The following is a 15,940-nucleotide window of genomic DNA, read 5'->3' as shown; positions in this document are numbered from 1 at the left end:
AAATCATAAAACAACTATGTCATAAGTGCTTATCCGTTCAGCAGAAAACCCACCTCTCCGTTCAATGTGTAGATCACATGGTCCGCTCCCAATCCCCGATAAATTCCTTGTGGATTACAGCCGTGTGTAATAACATAGATCGATTCCGATGTTAGTGGTCGACATATTTGCAGGAAACGGCAAGTCAGATTCAAGCTGTTCTCGAACAAATACACACTACCAATTTCTTTTTTTGGAAAATTCCATTTTCCCGCTTGCATGGTATTGATGCGGACAATGTGCTCCACACCCATTTTTTTGAGCTGTCGTTCCTCCTGGGCGCTATTCGTGAGAACTGCAAACGCCAATTTTTTGAAAATAAGCAATTTCACAAAACTTCTGCCCGCTTCATTCGGTGCAGTGACAATAATTAACCGACCTTCCATCAGTAGCTCCTCTCCCGGTATAAAAAGACAACAAAAAGAAGCCGAAGGAAAAAGGCTTTCCTCCGGCTTCTGACATATCCATGATAAAATAAACCATGGCTGCACACGGCGGTTTGTTGCCTCTCCCTGTACGCTTACGAGGTTAGCTGTCGGATTCGGACGTGAGAGTCGCCCTATTTCTGGCACTTGACCGGAAAATTCACCCCATGAGACACACGGCTTCCGAAGCCGTACAGTCTCGATTGGTTCCCCCGCTTTTGCAACTGCAAAATTCAGCGCTATAGACATTTCGTTGTTGCTTCATTCAAATTAATTTGAAATTACGTCTTGAATCATACACCCGCGCATGGAAGACTGTAAAGCTCAACTGCAGGGTTATAAATCGGGCTTTAGAGCATAGAAGATTAATAATAACGCTTACAATGCAACTATGCTTCTCACAGCTCCTTTAATCTCTGTTTTTCATCCCTTTTTGAAAATGACAAGCATGTCAATATTGGCGTAGGGTAAAGCGTTATTGGCCTTTTTTGTAAAAAGAGAAGAAAATACGCTATATGTACCAGCTAAACACCGATTGAACCCGCTTTTATAAGAAGAAACACCTTAATTCGCTCCATTTGCGGTGCGATTTACTGTTTTGAGCAAAATACGATTTTACAGCGCCTGAAGGCTTTATGCAGCTTTTCCAGGCTTGCAACCCTTCTTTAAATTGTCTAAAATTTAATTGCTGAATATTGAATGAGGAGAGATGCTATGACCGTTTATGAATATGATGCGCAAACCCTGCAAGGGAAACAAATTCCGTTATCCACATTTGAAGGGAACGTTCTGCTTATCGTTAACACTGCCAGCAAATGTGGATTAACCCCCCAATACAAAGCGCTACAAGAGCTATATGACCAGTATCATGAACAGGGGCTCGAAATTTTGGGATTTCCCAGTAACCAGTTTGCCAAACAAGAGCCAGGTTCCAGTGAGGAGATTTCCGAGTTTTGCCAGATCAATTATGGTGTCACCTTTCCGATGTTCGCCAAGACAGATGTCAATGGCGATCAAGCACACCCCTTATTTCGCTACCTGACCCAAACAGCTCCGGGGGTATTAGGGTCCAAAGCGATCAAATGGAATTTTACTAAATTCTTAATTACAAGAGAAGGTAACGTATTTAAGCGCTATGCACCGCAAACCACTCCAGATAAGCTGGCGGGAGATATAGAGAAGCTTTTGCAGCAAAACTGACATTCTTCATTATCACAGTTAATAAACGACCTGTTGCAACCGTGGCTTCCGTGACTAAAGAATATAACGAGAAATGCTTAACAAAAAAAGCATCCCTTCACGTAAATCGTGTCAGGATGCTTTTTAACTGGGTCTTGCATATAATGCGGTCGAGAGGACTCGAACCTCCACGGGCGTACGCCCACTACCCCCTCAAGATAGCGTGTCTGCCATTCCACCACGACCGCAAATTATAATGTATTGAGGCAACAGATTTATTATACTCTCTCATCAACTATTTGTAAACAAAAATATAATAATTATTTTAACTTACATATATGAGCGATAATAATACCGTCCTGCATAAAGATAACCGCTTGCTGAACTATGCATTAATGTTGCCCCCTTACGGATTATCAGAACCACCTAGCACTTAACTAAGTAATTAATTTGACGAAATAACGTATTTACGATTGTAAAAACACGTATAAAAGTGTATCATAGTTTCAGATGGTTAATTCTAACATGTTTACTGATGATTATTATAACACACCAATTATTCCGTAAGAATCCGTAAGGGGCGATTTCTTTTGAACAACAAAATGCCTGTCACCTCCTTCGGGTGGGCCATCAAACAACAGCTTGTCGAACTTCGACTGGATCAGAAAACATTTTGTGAGACACACAATATTCCGCCTTCACGCTTGTCCAATCTGATTCACGGCACCCGCAAAGCACAAAGGTACAGAAAACAAGTTGCTGCAATTCTGAACATCGACGATAACGATTATAAGGAGGCATCGCCACTCTAAATCCAACAAGCATTCCAGTTACATACAGGTCATTCCATATCACCAAGAAACCAAATAAACCCGTAAAGCGAACCCCTCCAGTTCGTTTACGGGTTTTCACCCAGACGATCTTTAGCCAAAAAATCATTCCGGCTTTGTTTTATCCTTCTCAATTTTTTGCTTACGATATTTCGCAAATTCAACATATTCTAAAATAAAATTTTGTTCTTCCGTCTCAAGATCTTCTGCCTGGCAATTCAGTGGCCCCATCACTCCAAAAAAATAAGCAGCCTTCTGCTCCTGAAGTACGCCTTCTCCTGGCTTAATCCCTTTCATTAACCAATCGAGCGATACATTAAAAAAGTCCGAAATCTGAATTAAATGGGTGGTACCCGGCGTTGTTTTACCCCTTCTCCAATCACCGAGATTCCCTGAACTGATTTTAAGTTTTTCACAAAATGCCTTCTTGGTCATTCCCCGATCTTTAATCAAAGCTTCAATGCGCTGATAAATAGTTTGATCTCCCAAAATGTTTCCCCTCCGAAACAGTAACTTTTTCTGAAATAATTTTCATTTTTCAGCCTTACTCATTAGTAATCCCCATCAAATCCTAAGCAACCATTACCCCATAGTAGAATTGCGCTGGTTTTTCTCTTTACGAAAGCGGGTAAATTCAATATACTCAAGTATAAAATTTCTTTCCGCCTCATTAAGCGGTTCCCCCTGGCAATTCAGTTGCCCTGAAGCGTCAAAAAAATAAGGGTCTTGCGACTCCTTTAGCACCTCACCCTGTACATCTCGACCCAGCATAATCCAATCCAGACTGGCATCAAAAAAAGAAGCGATTTCAATGAGTTTATTCGTGCCTGGCGTCGTTTTTCCTCTTTTCCAATCCCCGAAGTTCCCTGTACTAATGCCTAACTGCTGGCAGAACGCCTTTTTCGTCATTCCCCGTTCCTTGATGAGTTCCTCGATGCGATGGTAAATAGATTGCATAGAAGTTCCTTCCTCCCTAGCAGGCTCTCAAATAACGATATCATGTTCTCTGTTCCCATTTCAAAGATCACGTATGCTAAAATTACCGAATTATGTATGTTGGTTCCCATTATACCACAACACGCAACAAAAACCGCCTGTTTTCCGAAGAAAGGGCGGTTTTAAGCTGGTTCACTTACGCCAATCACGTAGCAGAGTTGTCGATTTTAAGTAAAATATGCTTCAATTCATTCAAAGTTTCACTCAGATGCAATAAATCTTCTTCTGGCAGATACACCAGTCTTTCTTGAATTTTATTGGAGAAGGTATGAAATACCTGTTCACAAAAAGCATCGCCTTCCTGTGTAATCGCTACATTCACGACTCTGCGATCCGAATCACACGACTGGCGGTCAGCCAACCCATGCTCCACCAGTTTGTCCAGAAGAGGAGTCATGTTCGGACGTGAGACATTAAGCTGTTTGGATAAATCAGATACCGTAGACGAACGTACTTCACGCAGGAGCATTAGCACCTGAAAGTTATTAGGCGACAAGTGTAATGGGAAATCGAGCGGACCGTAGGTGAAAAATTTCTTCTTCACAATCGGAAACAAGCCCAAAATATTTTCTGATATATTTCCTAACAGTTGAGTGTCCATATTTTTCACCGTCACTTCATAAGTTTATACTTATCATTCTATAACATTATGGCGTTATATTATACTATGGAATCATTATTTCATCATAATCATTACTTTATTACATCACTACACAAATAAAAAAAAGCCTCTACCGCGAGAGACTTTTCCGTTCATTCCATTGATGCGGTCGAGAGGACTCGAACCTCCACGAGCGTACGCTCACTACCCCCTCAAGATAGCGTGTCTGCCATTCCACCACGACCGCATAACAAAATATAAATGGTGAGCCATGAAGGACTCGAACCTTCGACACCCTGATTAAAAGTCAGGTGCTCTACCAACTGAGCTAATGGCTCATGCTGTTCATCCAAGCTGTCCGCCATTAGACCAGACCTCAGGAATTTCCCTTAAGCATGCAACATGTAGTCTATAAAGACAACAATGACCCGTAGGGGATTCGAACCCCTGTTACCTCCGTGAAAGGGAGGTGTCTTAACCCCTTGACCAACGGGCCTTATTATTATGCGCCAACTTGGCGACAAGAAAGAGTATATCAAATAGAATAACAAATGGCAATACTTATTTTTTAAATTTTAAAAAAAGCAGTTTTTATCATTACAAAATGCACGTCCACTTACATTAACTTATCTATAATCATCTAATCCCTGAAAAATCATGATAAATGATTGCAATATCACTTACATTTACTTATAATCACTTACGAGATACCGAAATCATTATATATCAGAGGAGCTTTCTATGTATCAGGAAGAACGAATGTTAAAAATCGTTGATTACTTACAGCTTCACAAGCGTATTTCGGTGGATGATATTTGTGAAATTTTTAATGTTTCACGGGATACGGCCCGTCGAGACCTGGTAAAACTTGAGGAGCATCAAAAAATTATTCGCACCCGCGGCGGCGCCCTTCTCCCTAAACTGCATCACGATCCAATTGGAAATTATAACGAAAGACTGCTTACTGTATCTGAGGAGAAACAAGTGATCGGACAATTGGCTGCCAACATGGTACGAGATAGGGATCGTATTATATTGGATTCCTCTACCACCGTACAGGCGTGTGCAGAAAGACTGAATGTGCAGGAATGTTCGGTTATCACCAATTCAATTAATCAGGCTGACGTACTATCTGGAAAAGACGGTGTCTCCATTCATCTGTTGGGAGGCCGCCTGCAAAAAGAGCACCGATATGTATATGGCTCGTCCGTAATCGCCACTTTGTCTCATTATTTTGTAGACAAAGCTTTTATCGGGATTGGAGGCATATCATCTCACGGACTAAGCCTGATTCATGAAGAAGACGGTATGCTGAAGCATCAGATGATGAAACAGGCGGATCAGGTGATCATCCTTGCGGACCATTCGAAATTCGGAATTAATTTCCCGTATCGTTTTGCTGATTTATCTGAAGTTAATATCGTGATCACCGATCGATTGCCAGAACCAGCAATGCTAGAAATTTTGCAACATCATGATATTGAAGTTGTTGTCCCCTCATAAAATATGAAACTGCTTAGCTAGAACTCATGATTTATCACAGAGATATCGAAAGACAGGAGTTGGAGAGAAATGAAACTGTTTGCGATTGATATGGATGGAACACTGCTGAACGAGGAAGGAAAAATAAGCAAAGTGAACGCGGAGGCTATACGCCAAGCACAAAAGCAAGGCGTTCAGGTGACAATTGCCACTGGTAGAGCCGCTTATGACGCCTGGACAAAGCTAGAGGAAGCAGAACTTATAACTCCCGTCATTGGAGCAAACGGGGCAACCGTACACGATGTGCATCGTCGTCAGTTAACCTCTACTCCTATGGGCCGCAGTGAAACGTTTGAAGTGCTGAGCTGGCTGCACGATAACGACTTTTACTATGAGGTCATGACAGACCGCGCTATTTATTCTCCACAAAACGGACATCAGCTACTTGCTGTTGAAATGGATCGATTGCTGAGCGCCAACCCGGATATTTCGCTGGATACATTATTACACGCAGCCGAAAAACAATATGAACAGACCGGACATACCCGCATCGCTTCATATGAGGACATTCCACTGGATGTAGAGATTTATAACGTGCTCTGTTTCTCCTTTGATCAAGCCAAATTGGATCGGGGCCGTGAGCGTTACCAAAGTTTTCAGGGCCTGAACATGGTCATCTCTTCAGACCGTAACTTTGAAGTCGAGCATAAGGACGCGTCTAAAGGTAATGCATTGCGTTATCTGGCGAATCATCTGAGCATTCCCATGCAGGAAGCTGTAGCGATTGGGGACAGTTACAACGATATCTCCATGCTGACAATGGCAGGAAGAGGCATTGCCATGGGCAATGCAAAAGACGACATTAAGGCCGTCTGCTCCGAAGTGACTCTGACTAATACGGAAGATGGCGTCGCTCATGCTCTGTTGAACATACTTAAGACAGTTGAGGCTGACACTGTGAAATAGAAGTCATTGGCTGCTTACAAGACAGGCTGACGTCGCTTCATGGCGTACGCAGCACGTTCGTCTCTCCATTTAAACGAATTTCAGTCCACCGTTATTTTCAAAGCAGATCTAGACAAAAAGGACGCTCGCAAGCATCATTACAATGCATACGAGCGTCCTTTTTCTACTTAAAATACCAACGGAGAGAGAGGGATTCGAACCCTCGCACCGCTTTCGCAGCCTAACCCCTTAGCAGAGGGTCCCCTTATAGCCACTTGGGTACCTCTCCATGGCTCCCCGAACAGGACTCGAACCTGTGACAACTCGATTAACAGTCGAGTGCTCTACCAACTGAGCTATCAGGGAACATTACTGTAAATTATCTTACAGTATGGTTAATTTACCATGATTCAGGGGGTGCCGTCAAGTGCCAACAGGCGAAGCTTACCTCCACATTTCCCACAGCGATATCGCTGTGGATTCATCTTACGCTTGCGCATATACTCCTGTTTACAGGAAACGCATACTAGCTTGTAACGATAAGGCTGAGGCTTACGTTCCGTTCTTCCCGGCAGAGTCTGACAATGCCTGCTTCCTCCTACACGGGCCAACCATGCTTTGAAGTCAGCATCTCGATGCTGATAGCCCATCCCGTGCAAATGTAAATGATAATGGCACAGCTCATGCTTAATAATTTTCTCCACCTCAGAACGTCCGTAAGCTGCGAGTTGATGTGGATTAATTTCAATATGATGACTTTTCATAAAATACCTACCGCCTGTGGAAGACAGGCGTGCATTAAAGGTGGCTTGATGTCGAAACGGCACACCGAAGCTCTCCAGCGAAATTCGCTCTACCCATTCTTGAAGCTCTTCATTACTCATAGAACGGCTCATTGAATGGTTCATTGAATTACTCAGGGACTTGGACTCCATCCTTACGGTCTCTCCTCCTTTGCTCCTTACTGACAAGCATATTATAAAATAACGGCCGAAGTCTAACCCCCAATTCATAAGCACACTTTAGGTACCCACCCCATATGCTAAACATACAGATGTAACACAGAGGAGGAGATCGGCTTGCCTCAATGGCTCAGCAACCAGCTCATGCGGGCCTTTTACAAAAAGGACCGGCGCCAAATTAAACTGTTGAACGATTGTTGGTTTTTTTATCATAAAGCACCTGGCGTGGAGTTCGATGCCAACAACGGGTAAAAGCTAAAGGCATCCAAAAACGAAAGCCGGAATCTCCGATACAGTACGGAGATTCCGGCTTTTGTTAACCCTTCACAAGAAGGTTGTACAGCTTTATTTAAAGTATTATGCCTGCGATTGCGCCTCTGCAGGAGGTTTCATCGTCAGACCAACCCTGCCTTTTTTCAAATCAACATTCAACACCCACACCGTTACGTTATCACCGACAGATACGACATCCATCGGATGCTTTACGAAGCCACTGCGCAGCTGTGAAATATGAACCAACCCGTCACTTTTAATACCGATATCGACAAACGCGCCAAAATCAATGACATTGCGGACGGTTCCCTGAAGCTCCATACCCGGTGCCAGATCCTCGATCTTCAGCACATCCTTGCGGAATACCGGCAACGGTAGCTCGTCACGCGGGTCACGGCCCGGACGCTGGAGACTGTCCAGAATATCCTTCAGTGTCGGCACGCCGACTTCCAGCTTCGCGGCCAATTCGTCAATGTTGGACACGTTCAGTGCTTCCGTTGCAGCCTTGGTGCCCAGATCGTGGGCATTGATGGCCAGTTCCGCCAACAGGCGGTCTACGACAGCATAGGATTCAGGGTGAATCGGTGTGCGATCCAGCGGATTTTCTCCACCCGGTATACGGATAAAGCCAACAGATTGCTCGTAGGTTTTTGCACCAAGACGCGGCACCTTCTGCAACTGACGACGGTTGCTGAATTTACCGTTTTCCTCGCGGTACTTAACGATGTTTTTGGCAATCGTCGCATTGATCCCTGCTACATAGGATAACAGCGCAGAGGAAGCCGTGTTCACATCTACACCGACATGGTTAACGGCTGATTCGACAACGTCCTTTAAGCTTTCATCCAGATGTTTCTGCGACACATCATGCTGGTATTGGCCTACACCAATAGCCTTCGGCTCAATCTTGACCAACTCAGCCAGCGGGTCCTGCACACGACGTGCAATGGAAGCCGCACTGCGCTCGGCCACGTCCAAATCGGGAAATTCCTCCTGTGCCAGCTTGGAGGCAGAGTATACGCTTGCGCCCGCCTCATTGACGATCAGATACGCTAGACTGCTGTCACCAATGTCCGCGATGACTTCCGCTACGAATTGCTCTGTCTCGCGCGAAGCGGTTCCGTTACCAATGACAATCAATTCGATCCCGTATTGAGCAATCAGCTGCTTGAACTTTTCAGCAGCCTCGCGCTTCTTGTTGTTCGGTGGTGTCGGGTACGTCACAGCCACTTCGAGCAGCTTGCCGGTGTCATCGACAACCGCCAGCTTGCAGCCTGTCCGATAGGCCGGATCGACACCGAGCACACGTCGGCCCTTGATCGGAGCCTGTAGCAACAGGCTGCGCAAGTTGCCTGCAAAAATGGAGATCGCCTGCTGCTCGCCCTTCTCCGTCATTTCAGCGCGCACTTCACGCTCGATAGACGGCGCGATAAGTCTTTTATACGCATCCTCAATGACACTGCGCAGCAGATCTTGCACGACAGACGATCCTTTAATCACTTGGCCTGCCACGTAATTGTAAATAGAATCTGGCACTACCTCCAGACCAACCTTAAGAATGCCTTCCCGCTCCCCGCGATTAATCGCCAGAATACGATGAGGTGGCATTTTCTTAGCGAGTTCACGATAGCTGTAGTAGTTCTCATACACAGATTCTTGCTCTGCATCCTTCGCTTCGGAGGTCAGCATACCATGGTCCAGCGTGTATCGACGCACCCATTGACGAATAGCCGCATCATCCGCTATATTTTCAGCTAAAATGTCCAAGGCTCCTTGGATGGCCGCCTCGGCGCTGTCCACTCCCAGTTCCGCATTTACATAAGACTCGGCTTCTTTCAGAGCATCGCCCTGCTTCGGCTGGCTCCAGATCCAGATGGACAGCAGCTCCAGTCCCCGTTCCTTTGCTACACTGGCGCGGGTTTTGCGCTTTTGCCGATACGGACGGTACAGATCCTCCACTTCCTGAAGTTTAACCGCAGAAGTGATAGCCACCTGCAGGTCTTCCGTCAGCTTGCCCTGTTCATCAATAATGCGGATGACCTCTACCTTACGATCCTCCAGATTACGCAAATACACTACACGATCTTCAATTTCACGTAGCTGATTTTCATCCAGCTCTCCTGTCATTTCCTTACGATAACGCGCGATAAAAGGAATTGTATTCCCTTCATCCAACAAACTGATCGTTGTCCGGATTTGCTTGAGTGCCAGCGACAGCTCTCTCGCCACTTGTTTGACAATCCGCTCTTGGCGTTCTGCTTCGTTCGGCTCCTGCCGGATTTCCGTCTTCGTTTCCTCGTTAGACAAACCTATCCCTTCTTCCTCACAACTCTTGTCATACAGCATGTCTTTCATTATCACAAAAAATGATTCAAAGCGCCAGCAGGTGCCGTTAGAGCAAGCCCTATCTGCATTTTTCATCAGACACGCAAAAGGACAGCGCCCAAGCGCTGCCCTTTTCCCGTTTCACTCGTCGTTCCATCATGCTAAAAATCAATCAAACCAAGACTGATTTGTAGCGAATCGCTCACTTTGCGCATAGTTTCTTCATCTAAGTGGGTGATTTTGTCGGTAAGCCTTTGCTTGTCGATCGTCCGAATTTGCTCCAGAAGAACAACAGAATCACGATCAAAGCCATGCGTCGCCGCGTCGATTTCCACGTGTGTAGGCAGCTTTGCCTTCTGAATCTGAGCGGTGATAGCTGCCACGATCACGGTAGGACTAAACCGATTGCCGATATCATTTTGAATGATCAGCACAGGTCTGACGCCACCTTGCTCGGAACCGACTACGGGTGAAAGGTCTGCAAAAAAAACGTCGCCGCGCTTTACGATCAATATGGATTACACCCCGCTAACTGTACGGCCCAAGGTGCTGTTTGCATCTTCCTCCGCGTGAAAGGCTTCGGATGCCATGGTCAAGTTAATTTTAGCCATTTCCATGTATCCACGCTGCATAGCTTCACGAATGTAACGTTTTTTACGTTCGCCTACATACAGCTTCATGGCCTGCCTGATAAATTCACTGCGGTTGGAATTTTCCATAGCTACGATCCCGTCCACTTCCTGTAAGAGATGATCTGGCAAACTGATCATTATTCTTTTGGTGTTCTGCAAATTGGCCAACTTCTCTTCCACCCCCAAAACCTTGTCGCCATTGTACCATTATAACGTTATTCCCGGTAATTTATTCAAACGGAATACAAGAATGTATATGATATTCGTATATCATCTATGCTGCATTCCATTATAAACTACGCAGTTCGTTTTCGTACAGGCGTTTGATCCCCGAAATACAAGTGTCAGCGGAGCCTGATGCGTCTTTTGACAGTTATAGCGCTCTTTTCTTTCCTTTGTACATATTTCGGGACGTTCTGCGAAAACTCCTGCTTTTATTCGGTAATTTGCGTTATGAAATTAATTCCAGTGGGTTGGAAGAAGCGAGTTCACTCGAATAACAGGAACATGATCTCGTGTGTATACACGAGGTACCCTGTCTGCGATCATGCAGATCACCTCATAGTGGATCGTACCAAGCTTGGATGCCAGCTCATCCGCCGCGATAGTTTCGCCGGACTGCTGACCGATGAGAACAACCTCTTCGCCGGTTTGGATTTCTTCCGCATCTTCTGCGAAAGATTGTAAGGATACCATACACTGGTCCATGCAAATCGTGCCGAGTACCGGGACGCGGCGACCGCGTATCAATACTTCGATCTTCCCACTCAGCATGCGGGAGTATCCATCCGCATAGCCGATTGGCAGTGTACCGATCCGTTCTTCACTGGAAGTCACATACCGGGTGCCATAGCTAACTCCCCAGCCGGGAGGAAGCGTCTTGGTATAAACCACTGCCGTCTTCAATGACAATACAGGCAGCAGTTCAATGGCTTGCCGGTTAACCTCATCAGACGGATACAGACCGTATATACTGATACCAATCCGCACCATATTGGGGGAAAGAGAAGGGGTATCAATGGTAGCGGCGCTATTGGCCGTATGTATAATGGGAATGGTGATACCTTGTTCCCTTAGCGCTTCCGCCACGCCCCGAAACCGATCATATTGTAGCAGTGTATAGCTTTTGTCTTCTTCATCCGCGCGGGCAAAATGGGTGTACATGCCTTCCAGCAGCACCTGCTCTAATTCGTGAGCCTGCCGGACAAAAGCCATAGCCTCTTCTCCAGGCAGCAAACCCAGTCTTCCCATGCCGCTGTCTATTTTGATGTGCACCTTCAGCTTGCGTTCATTTCCTTGGCAGTCCAGTCTGCGGATACCCTCCAGCACTTCTTCACTGAACACAGTCAATGAGATATCATGCTCCCAAGCCGTTTGTACAGCTTCCGGTGGGGTATAGCCGAGTACAAGAATCGGTAGCTGAACCCCCGCATGACGAAGCTCCAACGCTTCATCCAGAAAAGCGACGCTCAAATAATCCGCACCAAGGCGTTCCAATTCCTTTGAAATTTCCACGGCACCGTGTCCGTAGGCATTAGCCTTGACACAGACCAGTATCAGCTTATCCGCTGGCAATGCCTTGCGAAAAGCTTCATAGTTGGCGCCAAGGTGATCCAGGTTGATTTCGGCCCGGGTCGATCTGTATTGTGCTTGCAAATCCAGTCACCTTCTTCAATTGTTAGCCTGTAACATAACCTTTACCATTCGGAGTGTGGCAAAGTGCTTGCTTCCAAAGGTTAATGGTAATGTTCAAAAACGTGGCTGTCAATGGCAGGTGGGCTTTACCAGCCTCCTCTACCATCTCTACAATAGAATAGGATATACAAGCGATGCACATCTTAGACTGCGAATGAACAAAAGACGGATACGGGCGGCAGCAGAGCATTTTTACACTCTAGACCGTCTGCATCCGTCTATAAAATTTTATTTACCCGATTGATCCTGTATAGAAGCGGCAATTTGTATCATTTCGCTCACAGGCAGGTCAGCACTGGTGATTCTAAATTCGATTCCGTCATTCATCCAGGTCATCGTCTGCTGTTCGCTTCCGGTCAGCACGGCGAAGCTTCCTCCAATATCAACCAGTTCGCCTGCGGCCAGTGCGACCGCCCGATCTTTTGGACGCGCCTCCACAATGGTATAATTATATGTTCCACTATACCGCAGCATCACGGCATGTGTACCATTATCCTCCAGCTCCGGCGTATCCTTGATCTGTACTCCGGCTGGCGTGTAGGAAGGTTCGATCAAACCGAACTCACCCATCACAGCTTCTGCCGCATCTGTTCCCGCTGACGTTCCGTTTGCGGCATCCGATGTGCCCGGGGTTTGTTGCTGCGCCTCTGCGTTGGCTGCTTTATCCGGTTTGGACGTATCGTTTGTGGCAGTACCGTCCACCTTGGCTTCCCCTGACGATTGCTGGACTGCATCCCCTGCGGTCCCCTGCTCTTGTCCGGGTTCGCCAGTCGTCACGCCAGTCGTCCCATCCATCGCACCGGAAGGATCAGGCTGACCGCTGGGATCTACTGCTCCGGAAGATGGCGCCCCTGCGCTACCTGTACTCGTCTTACCTGAAGCCATATTCCGCTCCATATCAAAAGAGTCCTTGTCAAACTTCGTATCAAAAGCAAATTGATCGAATTTCAGATCAACAACTACCTTGGCATTCGCATCAGACACCTGTACCTGAGTGGGTGCATAGTCATTTTTGGACAGCCATATCTTTTGTCTCACCAGCGCATGGCTGTTGTAATTCGCTGCCACATCAAACACATAGGATTTATCGTCGGTAGCCAACTGACGGGAGGCATCGCCGATAATGCTGCGAACCAACGTTTCATATAAATATACTTGACCCTGATTGTTTGGCCAGTCGCTTTTGAAACGGAAGCTTTTGTTCAGGCTGGGTGTTAGCACAAATACACCTTCATCATTACGAAGCACAATTTGCGTAACATCCTTTTTCTCGTTCGTCATGGCAATTCTGTAATAGGACGGCTTGCGGTAGGAAATATCCACCTTGTATTCCTGCGGCGTGTCGCCGGTATGCAGCGTCATCAAAGCTGTACCGTGGTAGCTGTTCAGGTCGCTCACCACGTCACTCAAATCTTTAACCACATCGTCCGCGCTCTTCTTGCCGCACCCGGCCAGCAGCAGCGTTACACACATGACCATGGCGAGCATCCATGAAATCCGGCGCATGTCATCAACCCCTTCAGCACATGTTTTAAATGAATTAGTACATGTCTATGAAGGACTTGTTCGATTTATGCAGACTGGCATGACAAGCTTGAACGTATCCTTGCGTAATGCTATAAAATCTTTTGGAGAGTGATCATAAATTCATACAGAAAATAAATCGAAAAACCGATCAAAACCACGCCTGCACCGATCGTAACCCACTTGATAGCGGTTCGATTCATGGCTTTTCGTGTTGTGGCTACGAGGGTCATCAAGCCTAAATCATGGATAAGAATACCAAACAAAATGCCTAAGCCAACAATCAAGAATTGACTTGTATTTGACCGATCAAATGAACTTGCCAGCACAGTTCCAAAAACACTCACCCAGAACACTAAATTTCCTGGTGAAACAGCTACAAGCAGCCCATTTTTATAGGACGAAAATAATGATTTCGTCTTTTTCTCTCCTTCTAGCGCAATATCATGATCTGCATTTTTAATGCTGTCGTACCCCACGTAGCACAAAAAAAGGGCTCCAACGAACCACATAATCACTTGTACAACAGGTAATGACAAGACTGAGGCCAGACCAAAATACAAGCCAGTAATTAATAACAAATCGATGGTCATCCCCCCAAGGCCCACAATCCAACCATGCATGAATCCATTCTTTAGCCCTTGCTTCGTCATTTCAACCGTAATTGTACCTACAGGTAGTGCTATAGAGAAACCTAGTAAAACATATGTAATAAACAATGCCATTTCAAAACCCCTTTCAAATGTATAAAAATGCTATTCTATACCATAAAAAATGACGAATCAATAAAATTTAAAGAATGAAATGAGCTAAGAACACATGAGACTTATTTTGTACAAAATCGGATTCATTGACCAAGTTTGTCCATTGAGTATTGAGGGTCCAGCGCTTATCATAGCTTTTGTGATAATAATTCTCATTTGCAAAATTCTGAATCATTCTATTATACGGAGGTTGCTATGACCAACAAGAGCTCGACAATCAACAAAAAATCTACTCGACCATACACTGCTCTCATCTGCCTATTCTTTCTTATGGGGGCATTGCTGCTGGGATGTGGCGCATCTGACAATCAGAGTGCAAACAGCAACACGACAGCATCTACAAAAACATCGGAAGCTGCCACAACTCGTGAATACACAGACTATAAGGGACATACAGTGAATATTCCCACGACTCCTCGGCGCATCGTTTACTTTGGAGAAAACTATGGGGATTTATTGGTTTTAGGCGTACAAGCTGTAGGTACATCAACTTCTATGATTGAAGGCAAGGTTTACGAAAAGCAGGTTCAGAACGTGGCTGATCTGGGGTTCCCGATTAATTTGGAAAAAGCCTTGGAACTACAGCCTGACCTGATCATTACCGCCGATACAGATGAAAAGCAATACGCAGCGTTAACAAAAATTGCACCTACAATTATGTTCGATACCTTTGCTCCGTTAAACGAACGTTTGCTGCATCTCGGAGACATTGTGAACAAGAAAAAGGACGCTGAAGATTGGCTTGCCCAATATAAAATAAAGGAAGCGGAGATGTGGACCAAACTTCACGCAGAAGGTGTTAAGGCGGGGGAAACTGCTTCAGTCTTTACCTACTATCCAGGTGACCGTTTATTCGCAATGGGACGGACAGGACTGTCACAATTACTGTATGAAAAGAATGGTTTCAAACCTACCCCTCCTATCCAGAAAGCACTGGATGAAGACAAAGGATTTGTACAAATATCTCAGGAAGTGATCGGACAATACGCTGGAGATCGGATTTTCATACTAAGAACACCAAGTTCAGAAGCCGAACAATCCACCGAACAGTTAATGAAAAGCAAGCTGTGGCTCCAGCTCCCTGCTGTCAAACAGGGTCGTGTGTACACTCAGGATATTGGCAAAACTGAAAGTGATGCTTCCACTCGAGAATGGCTGCTGGAGGAATTGCCCAAGCTCATCAGATAAAATTGGAGAAGCTTATCGACACTTGTTGATAGGCTTCTTTTTTGTTGAACCTAAAGGAGGTATACTCATATATACATGAT

Annotated in this window: 17 protein-coding genes, 6 tRNA genes and 1 riboswitch; of the genes, 6 read left to right on the top strand and 17 right to left on the bottom strand. The window is 45.5% G+C overall.

What is annotated here, in order from left to right; translation table 11 throughout:
• Positions 1–29: 29 nt before the first annotated feature.
• Positions 30–425 (bottom strand): hypothetical protein, encoded by a 396-nt coding sequence (locus MKY35_RS06530; RefSeq protein WP_023987603.1) that lies wholly within the window; start codon positions 423–425, stop codon positions 30–32.
• A gap of 115 nt (positions 426–540) precedes the next feature.
• Positions 541–713: riboswitch (cyclic di-AMP (ydaO/yuaA leader) on the bottom strand.
• Positions 714–1,178: 465 nt separating this feature from the next.
• On the opposite strand from MKY35_RS06530, the gene MKY35_RS06525 reads away from it, so the two are divergent.
• Entirely contained in the window at positions 1,179–1,664 is a 486-nt protein-coding gene (locus MKY35_RS06525) for a glutathione peroxidase (protein ID WP_069012206.1), read from the top strand.
• Between the two features lie 144 nt (positions 1,665–1,808).
• On the opposite strand, the gene MKY35_RS06520 is transcribed toward MKY35_RS06525, so the two are convergent.
• Positions 1,809–1,891: transfer RNA gene (locus MKY35_RS06520), tRNA-Leu, on the bottom strand.
• A gap of 342 nt (positions 1,892–2,233) precedes the next feature.
• On the opposite strand from MKY35_RS06520, the gene MKY35_RS06515 reads away from it, so the two are divergent.
• Positions 2,234–2,455 (top strand): XRE family transcriptional regulator, encoded by a 222-nt coding sequence (locus MKY35_RS06515; RefSeq protein WP_342445920.1) that lies wholly within the window; start codon positions 2,234–2,236, stop codon positions 2,453–2,455.
• A 123-nt stretch (positions 2,456–2,578) separates the two neighbouring features.
• Here MKY35_RS06515 and MKY35_RS06510 read toward each other — a convergent pair whose 3' ends face one another.
• From MKY35_RS06510 to MKY35_RS06485, 6 genes are all read right to left on the bottom strand, one after another.
• The gene (locus MKY35_RS06510; protein WP_342445919.1) at positions 2,579–2,962 is read right to left on the bottom strand and encodes a helix-turn-helix transcriptional regulator; all 384 of its coding nucleotides are present in this window, start codon (positions 2,960–2,962) and stop codon (positions 2,579–2,581) included.
• Between the two features lie 93 nt (positions 2,963–3,055).
• Positions 3,056–3,430 (bottom strand): helix-turn-helix transcriptional regulator, encoded by a 375-nt coding sequence (locus MKY35_RS06505; protein ID WP_342445918.1) that lies wholly within the window; start codon positions 3,428–3,430, stop codon positions 3,056–3,058.
• A 184-nt stretch (positions 3,431–3,614) separates the two neighbouring features.
• The gene (locus MKY35_RS06500; RefSeq protein WP_023987598.1) at positions 3,615–4,070 is read right to left on the bottom strand and encodes a MarR family transcriptional regulator; all 456 of its coding nucleotides are present in this window, start codon (positions 4,068–4,070) and stop codon (positions 3,615–3,617) included.
• A gap of 164 nt (positions 4,071–4,234) precedes the next feature.
• Positions 4,235–4,317, bottom strand: a tRNA-Leu gene (locus tag MKY35_RS06495).
• 15 nt (positions 4,318–4,332) lie between these two features.
• A tRNA-Lys gene (locus MKY35_RS06490) sits at positions 4,333–4,408 on the bottom strand.
• A gap of 86 nt (positions 4,409–4,494) precedes the next feature.
• Positions 4,495–4,566, bottom strand: a tRNA-Glu gene (locus MKY35_RS06485).
• A gap of 245 nt (positions 4,567–4,811) precedes the next feature.
• Between MKY35_RS06485 and MKY35_RS06480 the strand changes: the two genes are divergently transcribed.
• Together MKY35_RS06480 and MKY35_RS06475 are read left to right on the top strand one after the other, a co-directional pair.
• Positions 4,812–5,573: a DeoR/GlpR family DNA-binding transcription regulator gene (locus MKY35_RS06480; protein ID WP_029516347.1), complete on the top strand. Its 762-nt coding sequence runs from the start codon at positions 4,812–4,814 to the stop codon at positions 5,571–5,573.
• Positions 5,574–5,642: 69 nt separating this feature from the next.
• Entirely contained in the window at positions 5,643–6,518 is an 876-nt protein-coding gene (locus MKY35_RS06475) for a Cof-type HAD-IIB family hydrolase (protein ID WP_029516346.1), read from the top strand.
• A 179-nt stretch (positions 6,519–6,697) separates the two neighbouring features.
• Here the strand turns inward: MKY35_RS06475 and MKY35_RS06470 are convergent.
• The 3 genes from MKY35_RS06470 to MKY35_RS06460 all read right to left on the bottom strand — a co-directional run bounded on the left by MKY35_RS06470 (position 6,698) and on the right by MKY35_RS06460 (position 7,432).
• Positions 6,698–6,786, bottom strand: a tRNA-Ser gene (locus MKY35_RS06470).
• 1 nt (position 6,787) lies between these two features.
• Positions 6,788–6,863, bottom strand: a tRNA-Asn gene (locus tag MKY35_RS06465).
• A gap of 44 nt (positions 6,864–6,907) precedes the next feature.
• A complete protein-coding gene (locus tag MKY35_RS06460; RefSeq protein WP_342445917.1) occupies positions 6,908–7,432 on the bottom strand; it encodes a SprT family protein in 525 nt (174 codons plus the stop codon).
• A 144-nt stretch (positions 7,433–7,576) separates the two neighbouring features.
• Here MKY35_RS06460 and cmpA point away from each other — a divergent pair, with 144 nt between their 5' ends.
• Positions 7,577–7,711 (top strand): cortex morphogenetic protein CmpA, encoded by a 135-nt coding sequence (cmpA, locus tag MKY35_RS06455; RefSeq protein ID WP_007429337.1) that lies wholly within the window; start codon positions 7,577–7,579, stop codon positions 7,709–7,711.
• Positions 7,712–7,816: 105 nt separating this feature from the next.
• Here cmpA and MKY35_RS06450 read toward each other — a convergent pair whose 3' ends face one another.
• From MKY35_RS06450 to MKY35_RS06425, 6 genes are all read right to left on the bottom strand, one after another.
• Positions 7,817–10,039: a Tex family protein gene (locus MKY35_RS06450; RefSeq protein WP_342445916.1), complete on the bottom strand. Its 2,223-nt coding sequence runs from the start codon at positions 10,037–10,039 to the stop codon at positions 7,817–7,819.
• A 179-nt stretch (positions 10,040–10,218) separates the two neighbouring features.
• Positions 10,219–10,569 (bottom strand): type II toxin-antitoxin system PemK/MazF family toxin, encoded by a 351-nt coding sequence (locus tag MKY35_RS06445; protein WP_007429335.1) that lies wholly within the window; start codon positions 10,567–10,569, stop codon positions 10,219–10,221.
• A gap of 6 nt (positions 10,570–10,575) precedes the next feature.
• Entirely contained in the window at positions 10,576–10,857 is a 282-nt protein-coding gene (locus tag MKY35_RS06440; RefSeq protein ID WP_007429334.1) for a ribbon-helix-helix protein, CopG family, read from the bottom strand.
• 291 nt (positions 10,858–11,148) lie between these two features.
• Positions 11,149–12,345, bottom strand: coding sequence for an alanine racemase (alr, locus tag MKY35_RS06435; protein WP_342445915.1), 1,197 nt, complete (start codon positions 12,343–12,345; stop codon positions 11,149–11,151).
• Between the two features lie 267 nt (positions 12,346–12,612).
• Positions 12,613–13,890, bottom strand: coding sequence for a DUF4367 domain-containing protein (locus tag MKY35_RS06430; protein ID WP_342445914.1), 1,278 nt, complete (start codon positions 13,888–13,890; stop codon positions 12,613–12,615).
• A gap of 110 nt (positions 13,891–14,000) precedes the next feature.
• Positions 14,001–14,633, bottom strand: coding sequence for a LysE family transporter (locus MKY35_RS06425; protein ID WP_039269618.1), 633 nt, complete (start codon positions 14,631–14,633; stop codon positions 14,001–14,003).
• Positions 14,634–14,867: 234 nt separating this feature from the next.
• Here MKY35_RS06425 and MKY35_RS06420 point away from each other — a divergent pair, with 234 nt between their 5' ends.
• On the top strand, positions 14,868–15,860 hold the full coding sequence (locus tag MKY35_RS06420; protein WP_342445913.1) for an ABC transporter substrate-binding protein: 993 nt from the start codon (positions 14,868–14,870) through the stop codon (positions 15,858–15,860).
• Positions 15,861–15,940 lie beyond the last annotated feature (80 nt).

Source organism: Paenibacillus sp. FSL L8-0638 (assembly GCF_038593075.1).
In the GTDB taxonomy this organism is placed as follows: Bacteria; Bacillota; Bacilli; order Paenibacillales; family Paenibacillaceae; genus Paenibacillus; species Paenibacillus polymyxa_D.
Note: the sequence above shows the minus strand (reverse complement) of the source record. Positions and strands in the feature narration are given on the sequence as shown.